Source organism: Sphingomonas sp. CFBP 13728 (assembly GCF_014841895.1).
GTDB lineage: Bacteria > Pseudomonadota > Alphaproteobacteria > Sphingomonadales > Sphingomonadaceae > Sphingomonas.
The window spans coordinates 1-15266 of record NZ_JACYUS010000009.1 but is presented as its reverse complement, the minus strand read 5'-3'; the positions used below and the strand labels follow the sequence as shown (position 1 = coordinate 15266).

Sequence of the window (15266 nt, the reverse complement as noted above, 5' to 3'; positions counted from 1 at the left end):
GAGACCGTCATGAAATTCAAACCCGAAATTTGCCGGATGATGTCCGATGCCCGCGCCCGGCAGCTCGTCGGCTTTGTCGGCGTGATGGCCCTCATTTCGATCGCGCAGCCGGCCTTTGCCGACGGAACCTCGATCGAGAGCGGCCTGAATACGATCAAGACCTGGATGACCACGGTAGCGTCCGTCGTCGGCGTCATCGCGGTGATGGCAGTGGGCTACGCCAAGCTGACCGGCCGGATGGATTGGGCCCGCGCCGTCACAGTGCTGATCGGGATCGGGATCATCTTCTCAGCAGCGACGATCGTCGGCTGGATGGGCGGATCGGCCTGAGATGGACGAGAGGCTCGCCGAGGATAAGGTGTTCCTGGCCCTGACCAGGCCATCGGTGTTCATGGGATTGCCGCTCGAGGCGATCCTGCCGATCATCATGGTCTGCATGGTGGTGTGGGGGATTTTCCACAATCCCTTCTACCCGTTTGGCCTGTTCGGGGCGCTCTACTTTTCGGCGCGTTGGATCTGTCACTACGACTTCAATGCTTTCCGGCTGTGGGGGCTATGGTTCCAGACGGGATTTCTCTCGAAGAACCGCAAGTTCTGGGGGGGCGGGAGCTATTCTCCCGTCCGCCTCGCCAAGGGCGTGAAGCGAAAGCATTTCGGCAATGATTGAGTTCAAGCTCAAGCATAAGAAGATCGCGCTGCGCGAGGCGGACGACGTCAGGTTCCTCCTCTATACGCGGCATGTCGACGAGACGCTAATCGCGCTCGAAGACGGCTCGCTTATGCGCATGTACCGCGTCGACGGGCGACCGTTCGAGACCAGCGACGTCTCCGACCTCAATACCTGGCACAACAAGCTCAACATCGCATGGCGCTCGATCGGCGACGATCGCGTCGCGCTCTGGACGCATCTGGTCAGGATGGCGACCGACCCGGTGATCGAGGGCGACTTCCATTCCGATTTCGCGCGCGCTTTGCAGGACAAATATACCGCAGCTCTGCGGGAGAAGGTCCTTTACCACAACGAATTCTACGTCACGATCCTCGTGCGGCCGTCGAACATGGCCGGCGACCAGATCGCGCGCATCTTCGGAAAGCGCACCCCGGGCGCCGAGATCGACGAGCGCGCGCTGACGATCATGGCGGACAAGTGCCGCGACTTTGAATCGCTCCTGGCCGATGTCGCACCCGAGCCGCTATCGCTCTACGAGCATGGTGGCGTGCTGTTCTCGCAGCCGATGGAGGTGCTCCACTTCATCCTCACCGGCGACCGCATCCGCGTCCCGATGCTCAACGGGCGGTTGGGCCAGGCGCTCTATACTTCGCGGATCGTATTCGGGCGCGAGGCGGCCGAGATCCGGCTGCCGCACAAGTCGCATTATCTCGGCATGTTCGGCGTGCGCGAATATGTCGCCAGCACGCGAACGGGTCAGTTCAACAGCCTGCTGACGCTCGATTTTCCGTTCGTGCTGACCCAGAGCTTCGCGCCGCTGGTCAAGTCGGACGCGAGCGACCGGTTCACGAAGAAGCACAAGCAGATGGTGTCGTCGGACGATGCCGGCGTGAGCCAGGCAGAGGAGTTGCTCGACGGCGTCGACGACCTCATGGCGAACCGCTTCGCCATGGGCGAGCATCACTTGTCGATCTCGGTCATCGACGAGAACCCGAAGCGCCTCCTGGAGCGGTTGTCGATCGCGCGGTCGGCCGCGGCCGACACCGGGATGGTAATGGCGCGCGAAGATGTCGCACTCGAGGCGGCGTTCTGGGCGCAGCTCCCCGGCAATTTCGCGATGCGCGCGCGTCCCGCGGTCATCAACACCCGCAATTTTGCGGCACTGAGCCCGTTCTACACCTTCCCCGCCGGTCGCAAGTCAGGGAACCACTGGGGCGAGGCGGTAACGCTGCTCAAGACGCGCGCGGGCTCGTCCTTCTGGTTCAACTTTCACCGCACTGATGTCGGCCACACCCTCATCATCGGACCGACCGGCTACGGCAAGACAGTGCTGCAGAACTTCCTGCAAGCGCAGCTCGAAAAGACCGGGGCGAAGCAGATCTTCTTCGACAAGGACCGCGGCGCGGAGATCTTCGTGCGGGCCTGTGGCGGCACCTACCTCACGCTGCGCAACGGCGAACCGACCGGCTTTGCTCCGCTCGAGGGTCTCGAGCCGACGTCCGCCAACATCGCCTTCCTGCGCCATCTGGTGCGGGTGCTGGTGCGCCGGGAGAACCGGCCGCTCTCGGTCGCCGAAGAGCGGTCGATCGACGAGGGGCTGGACGCGGTCATGCGGCTGCCGGCAGCGTCGCGCTCGTTCAGCGCGTTGCGCGAGATGCTCGGCTATGCCGATGCCGAAGGCATTGGTGCCCGGCTGGAGCGCTGGTGCCTGGGCGGCCCGCTCGGCTGGGCGTTCGACGGCCCGCAGGACGAGGTGTCGCTGTCGGCGCGGTTCATCGGCTTCGACATGACGGACTTTCTGGAAAATCCGGAGATCCGCACGCCGACGATGCTTTACCTGTTCCACCGCGTCGACGCACTGCTCAACGGCCAGCGCGTGGTGGTGGACATCGACGAATTCTGGAAGGCGTTGCAGGACGATGCCTTCCGGTCGTTCGCGCAGGACGGTCTCAAAACCTTCCGCAAGCGCAACGCCTTCCTGGTGTTCGGCACCCAGTCGCCGGCGGACGCGCTCGGTTCGCCCATCGCGCATTCGATCATCGAACAGACCGCGACCAAGATCCTCATGCCCAACCCCGACGCCAAGCGCGCCGACTATTGCGAGGGGCTTGGGCTGACCGATGCGGAATACCGCCTGATCCGGGAGGAGCTGACGCTCGAGAGCCGGTGCTTCCTCGTCAAGCAGAACCATACGTCGATCGTCGCGAAGCTCGACCTCCGCGGAATGCCCGACGAGCTCAAGGTGCTTTCGGGCCGCGAGGAGAATCTCGTCGCGATGGAGGAGGCCATTGCCCTGGCGGGCAACGATCCTGCGGCGTGGCTGCCGCATTTCTACGCAAACCAAAGGAGAAGCTGATATGTCACTTAGGCGCATCATCCTGTTTGCAGCCGTGCCGATCGCGCTGGCTTCAGCCGCATCACCGGCATCGGCGCAGGGCATCCCTGTGTTCGACACGACGACCTATATGCAGGCGCTGCAGACCGCCCGTCAGACGCTGAGCATGGTCGAGCAGGGCAAGCAGCAGTTGGCTACAGCCGCGAACCAGCTCAACTCGCTTCGCAAGCTGACGAACGTCAACAGCATTGCGCCGCAGCTGCTCAACCCGCAGGTCCGCAACATCCTGCCGAACACTACCATTGACGCCTCAACCCTGCTCAGCGGCGATCTGTCGAAGCTGGGCTCGCTCGGCTCGCTCGCATCGAATATCCAGTCCCGATACACGATGGCGCCATCCTCATCGTCAAGCGCCGATGCGGAATATGCTCAAGCGTTGAAGAACGCGACCGGCCATGCCGCAACGACTGCAGCGTTAGGTGATCACACGCTCAGCATTACCCAGACCCGGATGCAGGGCCTCGACCAGCTCCGCGAACAACTGTCAAACGCCAGAGACCCGAAGGACGTGATGGACCTGCAAACCCGCGTCGCGGTCGAGCAGGCGCAGCTTCAGAACGACATGCTCAAGATGCAGGCGATCCAGATGTCGCAAGATGGCCGCGCTGAACTGTCCTTGGCTGCAGCGCAGGCCGCGGCAGATCGCGATGCCGACGCGACGTTCGATAGCGCAATTCTGAGAAAATGATCGTGCTTAAACATACACTCATTGTCATTCTCTTGCTTATCACTGGCTGTTCTCAGCCTGTCCAAGTTCCAACCGAGGCTCAATTCGAACACAATCCGGAACTGCGCAAATCGTGGCTCGCCGATTGCAGAAGCGGTAAGTATAGTAATGTTGGCACCGAAGATAATTTGCACATGTGTGGGTCCGTCGAAGCTGCTTCAGATGCTATATTTCAAGAACAAGTGGCTAAGCAAGTTGACGACGTTTTCTCAAATGCAACATTAAGAAAATAATATCTTCTCTGATATCTATGCAAGGTCAGATTCATGAGCCTCATGCAACCATTCACAGCAATGTATTCGTACATTTCCTCTGCGATCGACACGTCCGTCGCAGGCTTTGGATCGGGCCTGGTTACTTTCGTGGCAGCTCCGCTTGCGCTCGCTGCGACGATCTATTTTCTCGTGCTCGGGTTCGCGGTGTTGCGCGGAGCGATCCAAGCGCCATTACGTGAGTTAGTGTTCCAAGCTGGTAAAGTAGGCTTCGTCATAGCTGCGGCGAGTTCAATTGGTTACACAACCTTTGTCGTCAATGTTGCAACCCACCTGCCCGAGGAGATCATATCGGCAGGCACTGGAACACCAGTCACAAACCCGGGATCGACATTTGATCTATATGTTTCAGACTCAAACAAACTAACCAGGGCACTTTGGAAAGCCAATGCGAAGGTTCAGCAACAGCGTGGCAGCATTTTAAATGTGTCCCTAGCGGTGGCCAAGCTAGAGTACTTCGCACTAACAGCGATCTCAATATTAGTCATTCACATTTTCGCTGCGACATCCGGAGCCATTGGCTTTTGTATCGTTATTTTTGCCAAGTTATCTGTCGCGATCTGTGTAGCGCTTGCACCACTCGCCCTCGCCTGCCTTCTCTTTGGATCATCTCGATGGTTGTTCGATGGCTGGCTAAAGCAGACGACCAACTACGTCCTTCTTATGGTCGTTGTGGCGGTAATGACGAGATTTATTACCGGTCTCCAAGAGACGGTAATGGACGACGTAATGCGCAGCGTTGGCGATGGCTCGATGTTCTTAGGTCTATCATCAGAAGGCCACGTTGCTCTCAACATAGCTGCGGTGCTTGTCGCGGTAACTTGGGTTGTCATAATCTATGTCGTTGGCACGATCTTCTTCTTCCAGTCGCCATCGATCGCCGTAGGCATCGCCGGTGGCGCATCGTCCGGCGGTCACGGCTTCCTGCAGACCGGCGCGAACATGATGGCGAACCGCCTCATGTTCAAACGCGCGACGCAGAACAACAAAGACAAGGTTGGGGGCGACCAGAAGGGCGGCTCCGCCACGCGTTCCTGAGTCCTGCCCCTCTTCAGATCATGCCCCTCAAAACCGCCAGCGCGGGAAAGATACGAACGGAGACGCTATGAAAAGCCTGATCATCGTCGTGCTAGGTGCGCTTGCGCTGAGCGGCTGCACCGGGACCCGTATCAAGCCCGCACCGGTGTGCGACGGCAAGCATCGGCGTCCCGCCAATTTGTACGGTTCGGTGCTGCCGAGCCTGCCGGTGCCACTGCCGGCGTCGCAGCAGCGCGGGGGGCAGTCGGCCGTCGCTTCGCCCTCTGGATCTGTAAAGGAGCCGGCTCCGACTTCGACGCCAGCTCCTGCTCCTGCTTCGTCGCCGGCATCCGCTTCGATGCCGGGGCCACCGCCGACCCCGCCCATGGATATGGATGGCGCGCTGGCCGAGCCTGCCGCCCCGGCCGCGCCGGCCGCGACGAATGTTTCACCAGCAGCGCCACGCCTATCCCAGCGCAGTGGCGCGCTGACCTACTCCCCCTGCTGAAGGAATCGCCGCCATGGGCGTGGTGAAGGCCGAAGACAAAGAGGCATATTTCGAGACCTCGAGGACGTGGGAATATGACCGGATGCGCGCGGCGATCCAGTCAAAGCGGCTCGCCTGGGGCGTGGCCGCCGGCGCCTGCACCCTGGCCGTCACCTCGGCCGGCGCGCTCGCGATGCTGGCCCCGCTGAAGACGGTCGTGCCCTATGTGATCCGGGTCGACAAGGCGTCGGGTGAGACGCAGATCGTGACGGCGCTCAAGGGGCCGCAGCCGCGCACCTATGAAGATGCAGTCAACCGCTACTTCATCGCCCAATATGTGCGGCTGCGCGAAGGCTGGCTCAACGATGCCGCGCGCGAGAACGCCTATACGGTGATGCTTATGAGCGACCAGGCGGAGGGCGCACGCTACCTGAACGGCGTCCAGTCGAACAACAAGAACGCGCCCTCCAACATCTACGGCGACAAGGGCTTCGTCTCGATCTCGATCCGGACGATCAGCTTCCTTAGCCCGACGGTCGCGCAGGTCCGCTTCAGCAAGATCATCACGTTCGGCCAGAACACGCCGATCGCGCAGAACTGGAATGCGATCCTGACCTTCAAATACACCACGGCGCCAGAACACGAGAAGGATCGCAACATCAATCCGCTCGGCTTCCAGGTCGTCAACTACCGCTCTGACCCGGAGGCGTGACATGAGCAATCACCCCAATACCTCAGACACCGCCGACCACACCATCGCCCCCTTACTGCCAGCACTGCACAAGGAACTGGCCGCTCGCCTGTCACCGCCCACCGGGCTGGTGGTGACGGAAAGCGGCGCGAAGAGCCGCCTCTGGCGCGCGGTTGGTGCGATCTGGCGTCGGTTTGTCGCGCTCTCGGTCGTCGGCGCAGTAGCGATCGCACTTGTGCCCCACCCCGCCTTTGCATCCGAGACGCCGGCGCCCGGCGCGAAGGACGCGCGCGTGCGCGATGTCAATTACGACCCCGACCAGGTGGTGAGGATCGTCGGCAGCTTCCGCCATGCGATCGAGATCCAGTTCGGCTCGGGCGAAACGGTCACCCAGGCCGCTCTAGGCGATACAGTCTCGTGGCAGATCGCACCGGTCGGCAATATCGTCTTCCTCAAACCCCGAGAGAAGGCGGGCGGCACGAACCTAATCGTGCTCACCAACGCGAACGGCTCGCCCCGGACTTATCACTTCAACCTGTCACTTGGGACCGGGGCGACGATGTACGGCATCCGCTTCCGCTATCCACGCGAGGAGCGCGCGATGGCAGCGCTGCAGGCGCAGCTCGCCCAGGCGCAGACCGCCAAAGCGATCGAGACCAGCATCACCCAGTCGGCGCTCGACCATGCCGTGATCGAGGGCACGCGGAACCTGAAATACACGGTCCAGGGCGACGCCTCGCTGCAGCCCGCCGAGATCTCCGACAATGGCGCGTTCACGGTGCTGCGCTACCCAGGCCATGCCGACATCCCCTCGATCTTCGCGGTCGACGTCGACGGCACCGAGACCATCGTGCCCTACGACGTTCGCGAGGACTTCGTCGTCATCCACGCGGTCTATCGCCAGATTCGCCTCCGGCGGGGAACGTCGGTGCTGTGCATCTACAACGAGGCACCGCTCAGCGACGATCGCAGCGATCGGACCGGCACCGTCTCCAATGTCGTGACTCGCAACGTGAAGGGGCAATAACATGGTCGGTACTGTCATTGACCGGGACGGCGACGTCGCTGCCGACACGGTGCCCGGCGACGAGCGCGACAGCCCCGTCACGCGCAGCGGTGGATGGGGCAATATCGCCTTTATGGGTGCCGGCATCGGTCTGATCGGCGCTATGGGCGGCATTGCGATCGGCTACGGCGCGTTTCACCACAGCGCCACAGCAACGACGGCCAAGCAGCCGGCCAAGGCCAGTGACCGGTCCGTCGACGACGTGATGGGCTCGCCAGACGCGCAGCGGGCGGCGCTGGCCGGCCAACTCGGCCAGCCGGGCGCAGTGCCGACCGATATTTTCGGGCGGCCGATCCCCGCGGGCCAGGGCACGCAGATGGCGGACGCCAACGACAACACCGTACAGACGACCGGGACGACGACGAACGGCCAGGAATCGCCCGCACAGCGTCGCGCCGAGCAGGCGCGCAGCTTGGCGGATGCGGCACGCCGATCGCCGATCATGGCCTTCGGCAACACCGGAACGTCATCAGCGGTGCCGGCTGCTGGATCGGAGGGGCAGCCACAACAACCCGATCCCTCAGGCGGGAAATCAACTGTCGCGCGCCAGGGCTTCGGCGCCAGTGGCTTCGGCCCCCCAAGCCAGGACGGGCAGGCCGCTGCCGAAATGGGTCCGACCGACTTCAGCAACCAGCTGAGCCATGCCGCCATTCAGTCCGTGCGGGCGACCATGGTCGCGGACCGCAATCTCCTTCTGAGTGCGGGTACGGTCATCCCTTGTACGCTTCAGACCGCGATCAACTCGACCCAGGCCGGGTTCGTGTCGTGCGTCATCAACCATGACGTCTATTCGGAAAACGGCCGCATCGTCCTGCTCGACAAGGGGACAAAGGTGCTCGGTCAATATTCGGGCGGCATCACGCAGGGGCAGGCCCGCCTGTTCGTGGTGTGGACCCGGGCACTGACCCCGCGCGGGGTCGCGATCGATCTCGGCTCGCCCGCGGCCGACAGCCTTGGCCGTGCGGGTATGCCGGGCGGCGTCGACACCCAGTTCTGGGCGCGGTTCGGCGTCGGGCTCGTCATCTCGGTGCTGGAGGATGCGTCGCAGATTGCGGGCCGGGCCGTTGCCAACGCTGGCAGCAACACGACGCAAGTTCCAGGACATACGGGGGAAACGATTCTTCAGAACACGATGGACATCAAGCCGATCCTGAAGAAGAACCAGGGCGATACCGCGGCGATCTTCGTTGCCAAGGATTTCGACTTCAGCTCGGTCTACGACGTGAGCCTGAGGCGTTAAGCGATGGCCTCGAACCCTACGTCGCTGATCTACGCGCACAACGCGGCACCGATCCAGCGGCACCTAGCGCGCGACGATGTGAGCGAACTGGTCATCAACGCGCCAGGCATGGTCGGGCTCGAGACACGCAGCGGCTGGGAATGGCATGAGGAGCCCGCGCTCGACAACGCCGCGCTCATGACGCTTGCCAAGCTGATCGCAGGCCTGACCAAGCAGGACATCAATTCTGAATATCCGATCTGCTCCTCGGTGCTGCCGGGCGGGGAGCGCGCGCAGGTCGTGGTGCCGCCCGCGGTCGAGCAGGGCTTCATCTCGATCACGATCCGCAAGGCGTCGGGCGTGACGATGACGATCGACGATTTCGAGCGCGCCGGCGTGTTCAGCGAGGTCCGCGCGCACGGCCTCCACGCCGACGTCGACGGCGAACTGCAGCGACACCGCGACGCCGGCGACTGGACGGCGTTCTTCAGGCGGGCCGTTGAGGCACGCAAGAATATCCTGATCTCGGGTGCGACCGGCTCGGGCAAGACGAGCTTCTCCAAGGGGCTCATCAAGCTGATCCCGGACGACGAGCGGATCCTGACCATCGAGGACACCCGCGAACTGGTCGTGCCCCAGCGCAACCACGTACACATGATGTACGCCAAGGACGGCAAGAGTTTGCAGAAAGCCGGTGCCAAGGAGTTGCTGGAGTCGGCGCTGCGGATGCGCCCCGATCGCATCCTCCTCCAGGAGCTGCGCGACGGTACCGCCTTCTTCTATCTGCGCAACGTCAACTCGGGTCATCCCGGCTCTATCACGACCGTCCACGCCAACACGGCCGAGGGCGCGTTCGAGCAGCTGACCCTGCTGGTTAAGGAATCCGAGGGCGGCAACGATCTCGATCGTCACGACATCCGGGCGCTGCTGCGCTCGCTCGTCGACATCGTCGTCCAGATGCACCGGCTGCCGCCGGGCGACGGACAGCCGGCGCGCTACCGGATGACGGAAGTGTGGTTCGACCCCGCGAGCAAGTCTCGCGAGGGAGGAGGGAAGTAGCGTGAGCGGTAAATGGGTGCGGAGCGACGGGGGGGCGCAACCAGGTGCGATCGCGTTCCTGGCTATCATCGGCCTAGCCGTCAGCGCGGCGATCGGCGCGGTGACGGTGCTATGGAGCGCACATCTCCTCACCATCCATACGCAGTGGGCGAAGGTGCCGACAGCACTCTGGGCGCTGAAGACCTATCCGATCGTCTACAAGCCGTTCGCGGTCGGCTTTGCCGTCGGTATCGTCCTGACGATCGTCACGATAATCTCATCGCTGTTCACTCGGCAGAAGCTGCACGGCGAGGCGCGCTGGGCGCGTATCGGCGAGGTACGCAAAGGCCAGATGCTCGCGCCAGCTGGAGTCGTACTCGGCAAGTTCAAGGGCAATGTGATGCGCTTCGGCGGATCCGAGCATGTCATGCTCGAAGCGCCGACCCGCGCCGGCAAGGGCGTCGGCATCATCATCCCGAACTTGCTCGACTGGCTGGGTTCTGTCGTCACGCTCGACATCAAGCAGGAGAATTACGCCAACACGGCCGGCTATCGCAAAGAGGTGCTTGGGCATCAGGTCCTGCTGTTCAACCCGCTTGATCCCCAAGGACATACGGTGCGCTGGAATCCGCTGAGCTATATCAACCGGCGTGATCCGGTCGAGGTCATCAACGAACTGCAGAAGATCGCGGCGATGCTCTACCCCGATCCGCTCACTGGCGAGAAATTCTGGGCCGAGGGCGCACGGACCGCGTTCCTCGGCATCACCGCCTATATCGCCGCGACTGTCGACGACGGCGAGGACGCTCTGCCCTTCACGCTCGGCGAGGTGTACCGCCAGTTCGCGGCTGGCAATGCCCAGAAGCGGTTCTCCAAGATCATCGCGCAGCGCGCAGCGGCCGAAAAGCCGCTCTCGACCGCGTGCGTTTCGGCCATTCAGGATTACACGGGCTCGTCGGCAAACACGTTTTCTGGCTTGCGCCAGTCGGTCACATCCAAGATCAATGCCTGGCTAAACCCCTATGTCGATGCGGCGACGTCGGAAAGCGATTTTGATCTGAGCGTGTTCCGCGACAGGCACATCTCGCTTTACCTGAGCGTGTCGCCGGACGATCTGGAGCGAATTGCTCCTATCTACGGCCTGCTCTTTCAGCAACTCATCGACCGAAATGTCCGCGAGCGGCCCAGCGGCGACAAGCATCAGGTCAAGGTCCTGCTGGCACTAGACGAGTTCGCGAGCCTCGGCAAATGTAGCGTCCTGGCAAGCGCCTTCAGCTATGTCGCCGGCTACGGGTTGCGGATGTTGCCGGCGTTTCAGTCGCTTGAGCAGATCCAGGGCGTCTACGGCGACAAGGTCGCGGCCGACATCGAGCGCAACTGCGCGGTACGGCTCGTCCTGCGGCCGGCCGGGCTGTCGGAGGCCAAGAAGATCTCCGAGCAGCTCGGCAGCTACACCTTCAAGGCGCGGTCGCGGTCGATGGGGACATGGGGCGGTGGTGGCGGCTCGACGTCGGTATCCGAGCAGCGCCGGCCGCTGATGCTGCCCCAAGAGGTCGAACTGCTGCCGGAAGACGATCTCATCGTGTTCCGGCGCGGCATGTACGCGACCTATGGTGTGAAGATCCGCTATTATAAGGAGAAGACGCTGGCCGAGCGGACGATGATACCGGCGCCGCAGATGCCCCAGATCCGTGTCGATCCGGCCGTCTCGGCCAACAGTCTTCGCGTCATCAGCGCAACCTCGACCGACGACGCTGGTGCAGCAGCCAGATCGCCTGGTTCGGAGACAGGAACGGGCAGGTACCGATTGAACAATGCCGCGATAACTGCGGCGAAGGCAGCTTCACCGAAGGATCGTGTCGCGGAGCTGTTCAGGGGTGTTGTCCTGGAAAAAACCAGAGCCGCGTGACCGCGACGTCGGCCGAAAGGTCGCCGAAAGGTCGGCGCTCGATATCGCCGTGGTCGATGTCGCGGATCGGGAATGCCGATAATTGCAGCTGCCGACGGCGCAATAATTGTTGTCTTGGAAGCGGTACAACAACTGAATCAATGGCAGCATAATTGGGTCACTTACCGCTCGACCTGCGAAGCACTTCGCCACGAGAAATATACCTACCTTGGTCGCGTTGGTCCCTACGATGATATTGACGACACGGCCGCTCGAAAGGTGCTGGTCGCGCGAGTGGAATCGTTGATTTCGACTGAGCATTCGAAGTGGGTTGGCCGGCTGCAGAACGAGAAAATGGAGAGCAACTGCTAGGCAGTACAAGCACGCCCCGAACTCCGACCCTGCCTTGTAAGGATTGAGCGCAGTCCATCAATCGTACTGAGCCAAAGCAATAGACCGGCCGATCATGTTGGGGGAACGTTACGAAGGGTATCGGAGAATACCAATGGCTGAAACACTTCTAGCTGACGCGTTCGAGGTCACAGCTTCCGAAGGGAGGGTGCTGATAGAAGCTCCTGGCTTTGCCGCCACACTTGACGTCGATGCGGCAGCGATCCTTTCGGATCAGCTGCTTGCCGCGTGTTCAGCGGCTCGACTCCAGCAGCACGCCGCCATCCACAAGCGCTAGAGCCGATTGTCGTAGCGAGCCGCCTGGTCGTGGTTGTGGATATTGCGCCGAGTCTCGGCGCACATTATCACAATTCCCATGGGAATACGGGATACCATGCGCGAGGCATTCGTGCATGCAGCACAACGCGGCGAGCACACCACCGGATGGCGGCTTCGCATAGGATCTGTAGAACAGCTTGCCGACGATACTAAGCGTGTCCTGGGTTACAGGCCAAAGAACATCGATTCCTTTCTTGGCCTGCCGATTGAAGTCCGCCCGTATGGTACGGCCAATGAGTTGGTGACATCGGCGGGGACTGTGATGCTGGTCTCGACAGCCAGTCTTGAAACGGTTGATCAGTAACGCGGCGAATAGTCGCTGGAATTGCAAACTATCAACGGAGAGCCGCGACGCGTTGGAGCATCAGGGGCTGGTTCGACGCCGCCCCTTTGGTGACGTATCCGCCCACCGTAAAATGCACCTCCGGCTTACCAAGGTCCGCCGCGATGATCTCCGCCCACTCGCACGCCAGCTCACGGCGCCGTGGCATATACGCCGCCCGGTTATAAGCTCGCTCGATCTTATCCTTCGGAACGTGCGCGAGCATAAGGTCGTTGATCGCTCGATCCGGCGACGCCCCCTTGTGCCCCGCCTCGCGCCATTGGCGAACGGCGCGCTCGTTCATGACCGTCGAGAACGCCGCCCGGCCGTCGTGCGGGACGTGGCGGGCGTGATACCCTGCCCGCATGAGCAGCGCATTCAGCGTGTTCTCTGACATCGGCCTGTGAGTGCGACGCTCGCCGGGGAAGAGGATCGGGTAATCGCCGGACAGCCGGCGTACGACGTGCAGCAGCTCTACCGCCTGCCATGCGAGCGGCACGAGGTGATCAAGGTGGGACGACCGCCGAGGCCTGCCGGCGGATCGCAGTCACCGAGCAAACCTACTACCGCTGGCGCAAGGAATATGGTGGCCTGAGGACGGACAAGGCTCGGCGGATGAAGGATCTGGAGAAGGAGAACCTGCGGTTACGGCGTGCGGCAAATGCTCATCCAATACTGGATGAATCAGCCCCGCTTCCAAGTCCATAACAGCCTCTAGTTGCGATATGCGAGGCTGTTCTTGCGTCTACCGCCTGAGACGGCAGCGAACGCACGTCTCCATACCCGGCCTGATGTAACTCGCCGTGAATCGGTGGCCTCCGGCCAATAGACACCTGAGTCGCTTGAGAATCCACATGAAACCGCTCCGCTTGAGGTTCGTGAGGACGGGGTACGATCAATACGTCGTTACTTGACCGGAATGACTATACCGCGGCGGAACATCGGTAGCCAGTACGCGGTCCAAAGATCATGTCGAAAAGGGCTTCTTAACATGAACACCAACAGCATCGCGACCCATGCGGTCGCGGGATAGGACGACGCATGACTGCGACAGCATCTCGTTACCACAATCATGGAGCCGGGGTTTGCGGCGCTGCCGGAGCCCCCGCTCCGGATCAGCACCGCTAAATACCCAATACGGTTCTTGAATTACGATTTCGTAAAACCTCTGAAGATCGTCATGATCAACAACAGCTTTGCGGCTCAGGCGGTCGCGAAATGACCCCGCTCGGCCATATCATAAGTGTCGTCGCAATCTGGACCATGATGCTCTTCGGACTTCGCTTTGCCGCAGGGGCATGGCTGATCCCGCTGGTGTTCGCCGGCTGGCATCTTGTCCGATGCCGCGAACCAGGCAAGCACGTTTGCCGGGCCCGGTTCCGCGCTGTCGTTGATCGGCTGCATGTCGACCTGATCAGTGCGATCACAACGCCCTAGAGCGGGACGCTTTCCTTGCGGATCTCGCGCAGCAGTGCGACTGCCTGGCGCGATAGCGGCACCAGGTGGCGCCGCGTTACGGTCGGCAATCCCGGACGATGGCCAGCCTTTCGCACAAGATCTTCTCGATCAGTTGAAGTGACAACTAGCTGGCCTCTGCGGGGGATAAATCCTCCGCCACAGGAACGGGTTTCCGCGGGCTTCAGCACGCGATGTCCCCCTCCTTGCGGCAGGTGATACCCCACCCGACTGCGCTTGAACTGGAGACGGAGTTTCCTCCACCCTGGGTGATCGGCAACGATACACAAACGGCGTTGTCGCTCATCCACGGCCATTTCGCGTTGCACTGCGGCAGATATGACTTTTGCCGCGATGGCATTCCCGTGCGGGCTAAAACGCTCGGCTTTACCCGTTGCTAGGACCGCGATGCCCGCCCGGATGCTAGTCGATGCACCCCGCCGAATAGATGATTTGCCGTTTGCGACTTTGAAGATGAGCATTGTAGAAAAACCGCATGAAAACAACGATTCGGCTCATCGCCGTTCTCGCCTTTTGGTTAGGCGTCGCACTTCCGGCTCAGGCCGCCGTGACAATAACCTTCTGGAGCCACGAGTTAGGTAATAGCTTTCCGCATGCCTTTTTCACTTTGCGGGGTGTGCCGGACGGCGGTGGTCCGGCTGTGGATGCGACGTTTGGATTCACCGCAAAGTCTGTAAGCCCTGCATTGCTGTTCGGGCCGGTCGCTGGAGAAATCGACATCCCTAAGCCGACCTACATCCGCGGCAGCGACGCCCAATTCTCTGTCACGATGACAGACCAACAATACGGTGACGTGCTCAAGCTCGTTGACGAATGGAGCGAGGGTAAACCGGACGGGATCTATCGCCTGGGTGATCACAACTGCGTATCATTCGTTAAGGAAGCGGGTCGTCGCGTCGGGCTTACCGGCCTCGACAAACCCGGCCTTATGAAGAAGCCTCGGTCGTACTTGAAAGCCATTGAGGCGGAAAATCCCGGTCGGGTCACGCACGTTGCAATGCATGGCAAAGCGTATCTGCTTGAGCTTCGGGCGGTGGAGATCGATCCGAAAGGATCGTCGCAGACCACGCCTTCAGTCGCCGCCCCACCGTTGCAATCGGGACGCTAGCCCGCCCCTGCGGCGGAGGAACCCTCCGCCGCATTGACGCTTTTCCGCGGGTTTCAGCGGGTCATGTACCCCGCTTTTGGGTAAGCGATACCTGTGGATCGGCGTGGAAAAAGGACCCCGGTAGCGGGGTGATCGGCGTCGAAAAAAGACCCCTCATTCCG

At 61.6% G+C, this 15266-nt stretch carries 17 protein-coding genes and 1 pseudogene; 16 read left to right on the top strand and 2 right to left on the bottom strand.

The window, feature by feature from the left end:
- Positions 1-9: 9 nt before the first annotated feature.
- The 14 genes from IFT67_RS19280 to IFT67_RS19215 all read left to right on the top strand — a co-directional run bounded on the left by IFT67_RS19280 (position 10) and on the right by IFT67_RS19215 (position 12503).
- Positions 10-330, top strand: a complete 321-nt coding sequence (locus IFT67_RS19280) for a TrbC/VirB2 family protein (RefSeq protein ID WP_192239719.1) — start codon at positions 10-12, stop codon at positions 328-330.
- Between the two features lies 1 nt (position 331).
- Positions 332-667, top strand: a complete 336-nt coding sequence (locus tag IFT67_RS19275; protein WP_192239718.1) for a VirB3 family type IV secretion system protein — start codon at positions 332-334, stop codon at positions 665-667.
- Complete coding sequence (locus tag IFT67_RS19270) at positions 660-3026, top strand: VirB4 family type IV secretion/conjugal transfer ATPase (RefSeq protein ID WP_192239717.1); 2367 nt, start codon at positions 660-662, stop codon at positions 3024-3026. Before IFT67_RS19275 ends, IFT67_RS19270 begins: the two co-directional genes overlap by 8 nt.
- Positions 2959-3753 (top strand): TrbJ/VirB5 family protein, encoded by a 795-nt coding sequence (locus IFT67_RS19265; RefSeq protein ID WP_244647586.1) that lies wholly within the window; start codon positions 2959-2961, stop codon positions 3751-3753. Before IFT67_RS19270 ends, IFT67_RS19265 begins: the two co-directional genes overlap by 68 nt.
- Before the next feature lie 305 nt (positions 3754-4058).
- The gene (locus IFT67_RS19260) at positions 4059-5102 is read left to right on the top strand and encodes a type IV secretion system protein (RefSeq protein ID WP_244647584.1); all 1044 of its coding nucleotides are present in this window, start codon (positions 4059-4061) and stop codon (positions 5100-5102) included.
- Between the two features lie 67 nt (positions 5103-5169).
- The gene (locus IFT67_RS19255; protein WP_192239716.1) at positions 5170-5589 is read left to right on the top strand and encodes a hypothetical protein; all 420 of its coding nucleotides are present in this window, start codon (positions 5170-5172) and stop codon (positions 5587-5589) included.
- A gap of 13 nt (positions 5590-5602) precedes the next feature.
- Positions 5603-6280, top strand: coding sequence for a VirB8 family type IV secretion system protein (locus tag IFT67_RS19250; RefSeq protein ID WP_192239715.1), 678 nt, complete (start codon positions 5603-5605; stop codon positions 6278-6280).
- 1 nt (position 6281) lies between these two features.
- A complete protein-coding gene (locus tag IFT67_RS19245) occupies positions 6282-7286 on the top strand; it encodes a TrbG/VirB9 family P-type conjugative transfer protein (RefSeq protein WP_192239714.1) in 1005 nt (334 codons plus the stop codon).
- A gap of 1 nt (position 7287) precedes the next feature.
- A complete protein-coding gene (gene virB10, locus IFT67_RS19240) occupies positions 7288-8565 on the top strand; it encodes a type IV secretion system protein VirB10 (RefSeq protein ID WP_192239713.1) in 1278 nt (425 codons plus the stop codon).
- 3 nt (positions 8566-8568) lie between these two features.
- Positions 8569-9603 carry a P-type DNA transfer ATPase VirB11 gene (virB11, locus tag IFT67_RS19235; RefSeq protein WP_192239712.1) on the top strand — a complete coding sequence of 345 codons (1035 nt, stop codon included), beginning with the start codon at positions 8569-8571 and terminating at the stop codon, positions 9601-9603.
- Position 9604: 1 nt separating this feature from the next.
- The gene (locus IFT67_RS19230; RefSeq protein ID WP_192239711.1) at positions 9605-11491 is read left to right on the top strand and encodes a type IV secretory system conjugative DNA transfer family protein; all 1887 of its coding nucleotides are present in this window, start codon (positions 9605-9607) and stop codon (positions 11489-11491) included.
- A gap of 72 nt (positions 11492-11563) precedes the next feature.
- A complete protein-coding gene (locus IFT67_RS19225; protein WP_192239710.1) occupies positions 11564-11842 on the top strand; it encodes a DUF4231 domain-containing protein in 279 nt (92 codons plus the stop codon).
- A gap of 133 nt (positions 11843-11975) precedes the next feature.
- A complete protein-coding gene (locus IFT67_RS19220; RefSeq protein WP_192239709.1) occupies positions 11976-12158 on the top strand; it encodes a hypothetical protein in 183 nt (60 codons plus the stop codon).
- A 96-nt stretch (positions 12159-12254) separates the two neighbouring features.
- Complete coding sequence (locus tag IFT67_RS19215) at positions 12255-12503, top strand: hypothetical protein (RefSeq protein ID WP_192239708.1); 249 nt, start codon at positions 12255-12257, stop codon at positions 12501-12503.
- 31 nt (positions 12504-12534) lie between these two features.
- Here IFT67_RS19215 and IFT67_RS19210 read toward each other — a convergent pair whose 3' ends face one another.
- Positions 12535-13020 (bottom strand): tyrosine-type recombinase/integrase, encoded by a 486-nt coding sequence (locus tag IFT67_RS19210; RefSeq protein WP_192239707.1) that lies wholly within the window; start codon positions 13018-13020, stop codon positions 12535-12537.
- 8 nt (positions 13021-13028) lie between these two features.
- Here IFT67_RS19210 and IFT67_RS19205 point away from each other — a divergent pair.
- A pseudogene (locus tag IFT67_RS19205) lies at positions 13029-13178 on the top strand (transposase); the annotation flags it as partial.
- Between the two features lie 546 nt (positions 13179-13724).
- On the opposite strand, the gene IFT67_RS19200 reads toward IFT67_RS19205, so the two are convergent.
- Positions 13725-13925 (bottom strand): hypothetical protein, encoded by a 201-nt coding sequence (locus tag IFT67_RS19200; protein ID WP_192239706.1) that lies wholly within the window; start codon positions 13923-13925, stop codon positions 13725-13727.
- 547 nt (positions 13926-14472) lie between these two features.
- On the opposite strand from IFT67_RS19200, the gene IFT67_RS19195 reads away from it, so the two are divergent.
- A complete protein-coding gene (locus IFT67_RS19195) occupies positions 14473-15105 on the top strand; it encodes a hypothetical protein (RefSeq protein WP_192239705.1) in 633 nt (210 codons plus the stop codon).
- The last annotated feature ends 161 nt before the right edge of the window (positions 15106-15266 follow it).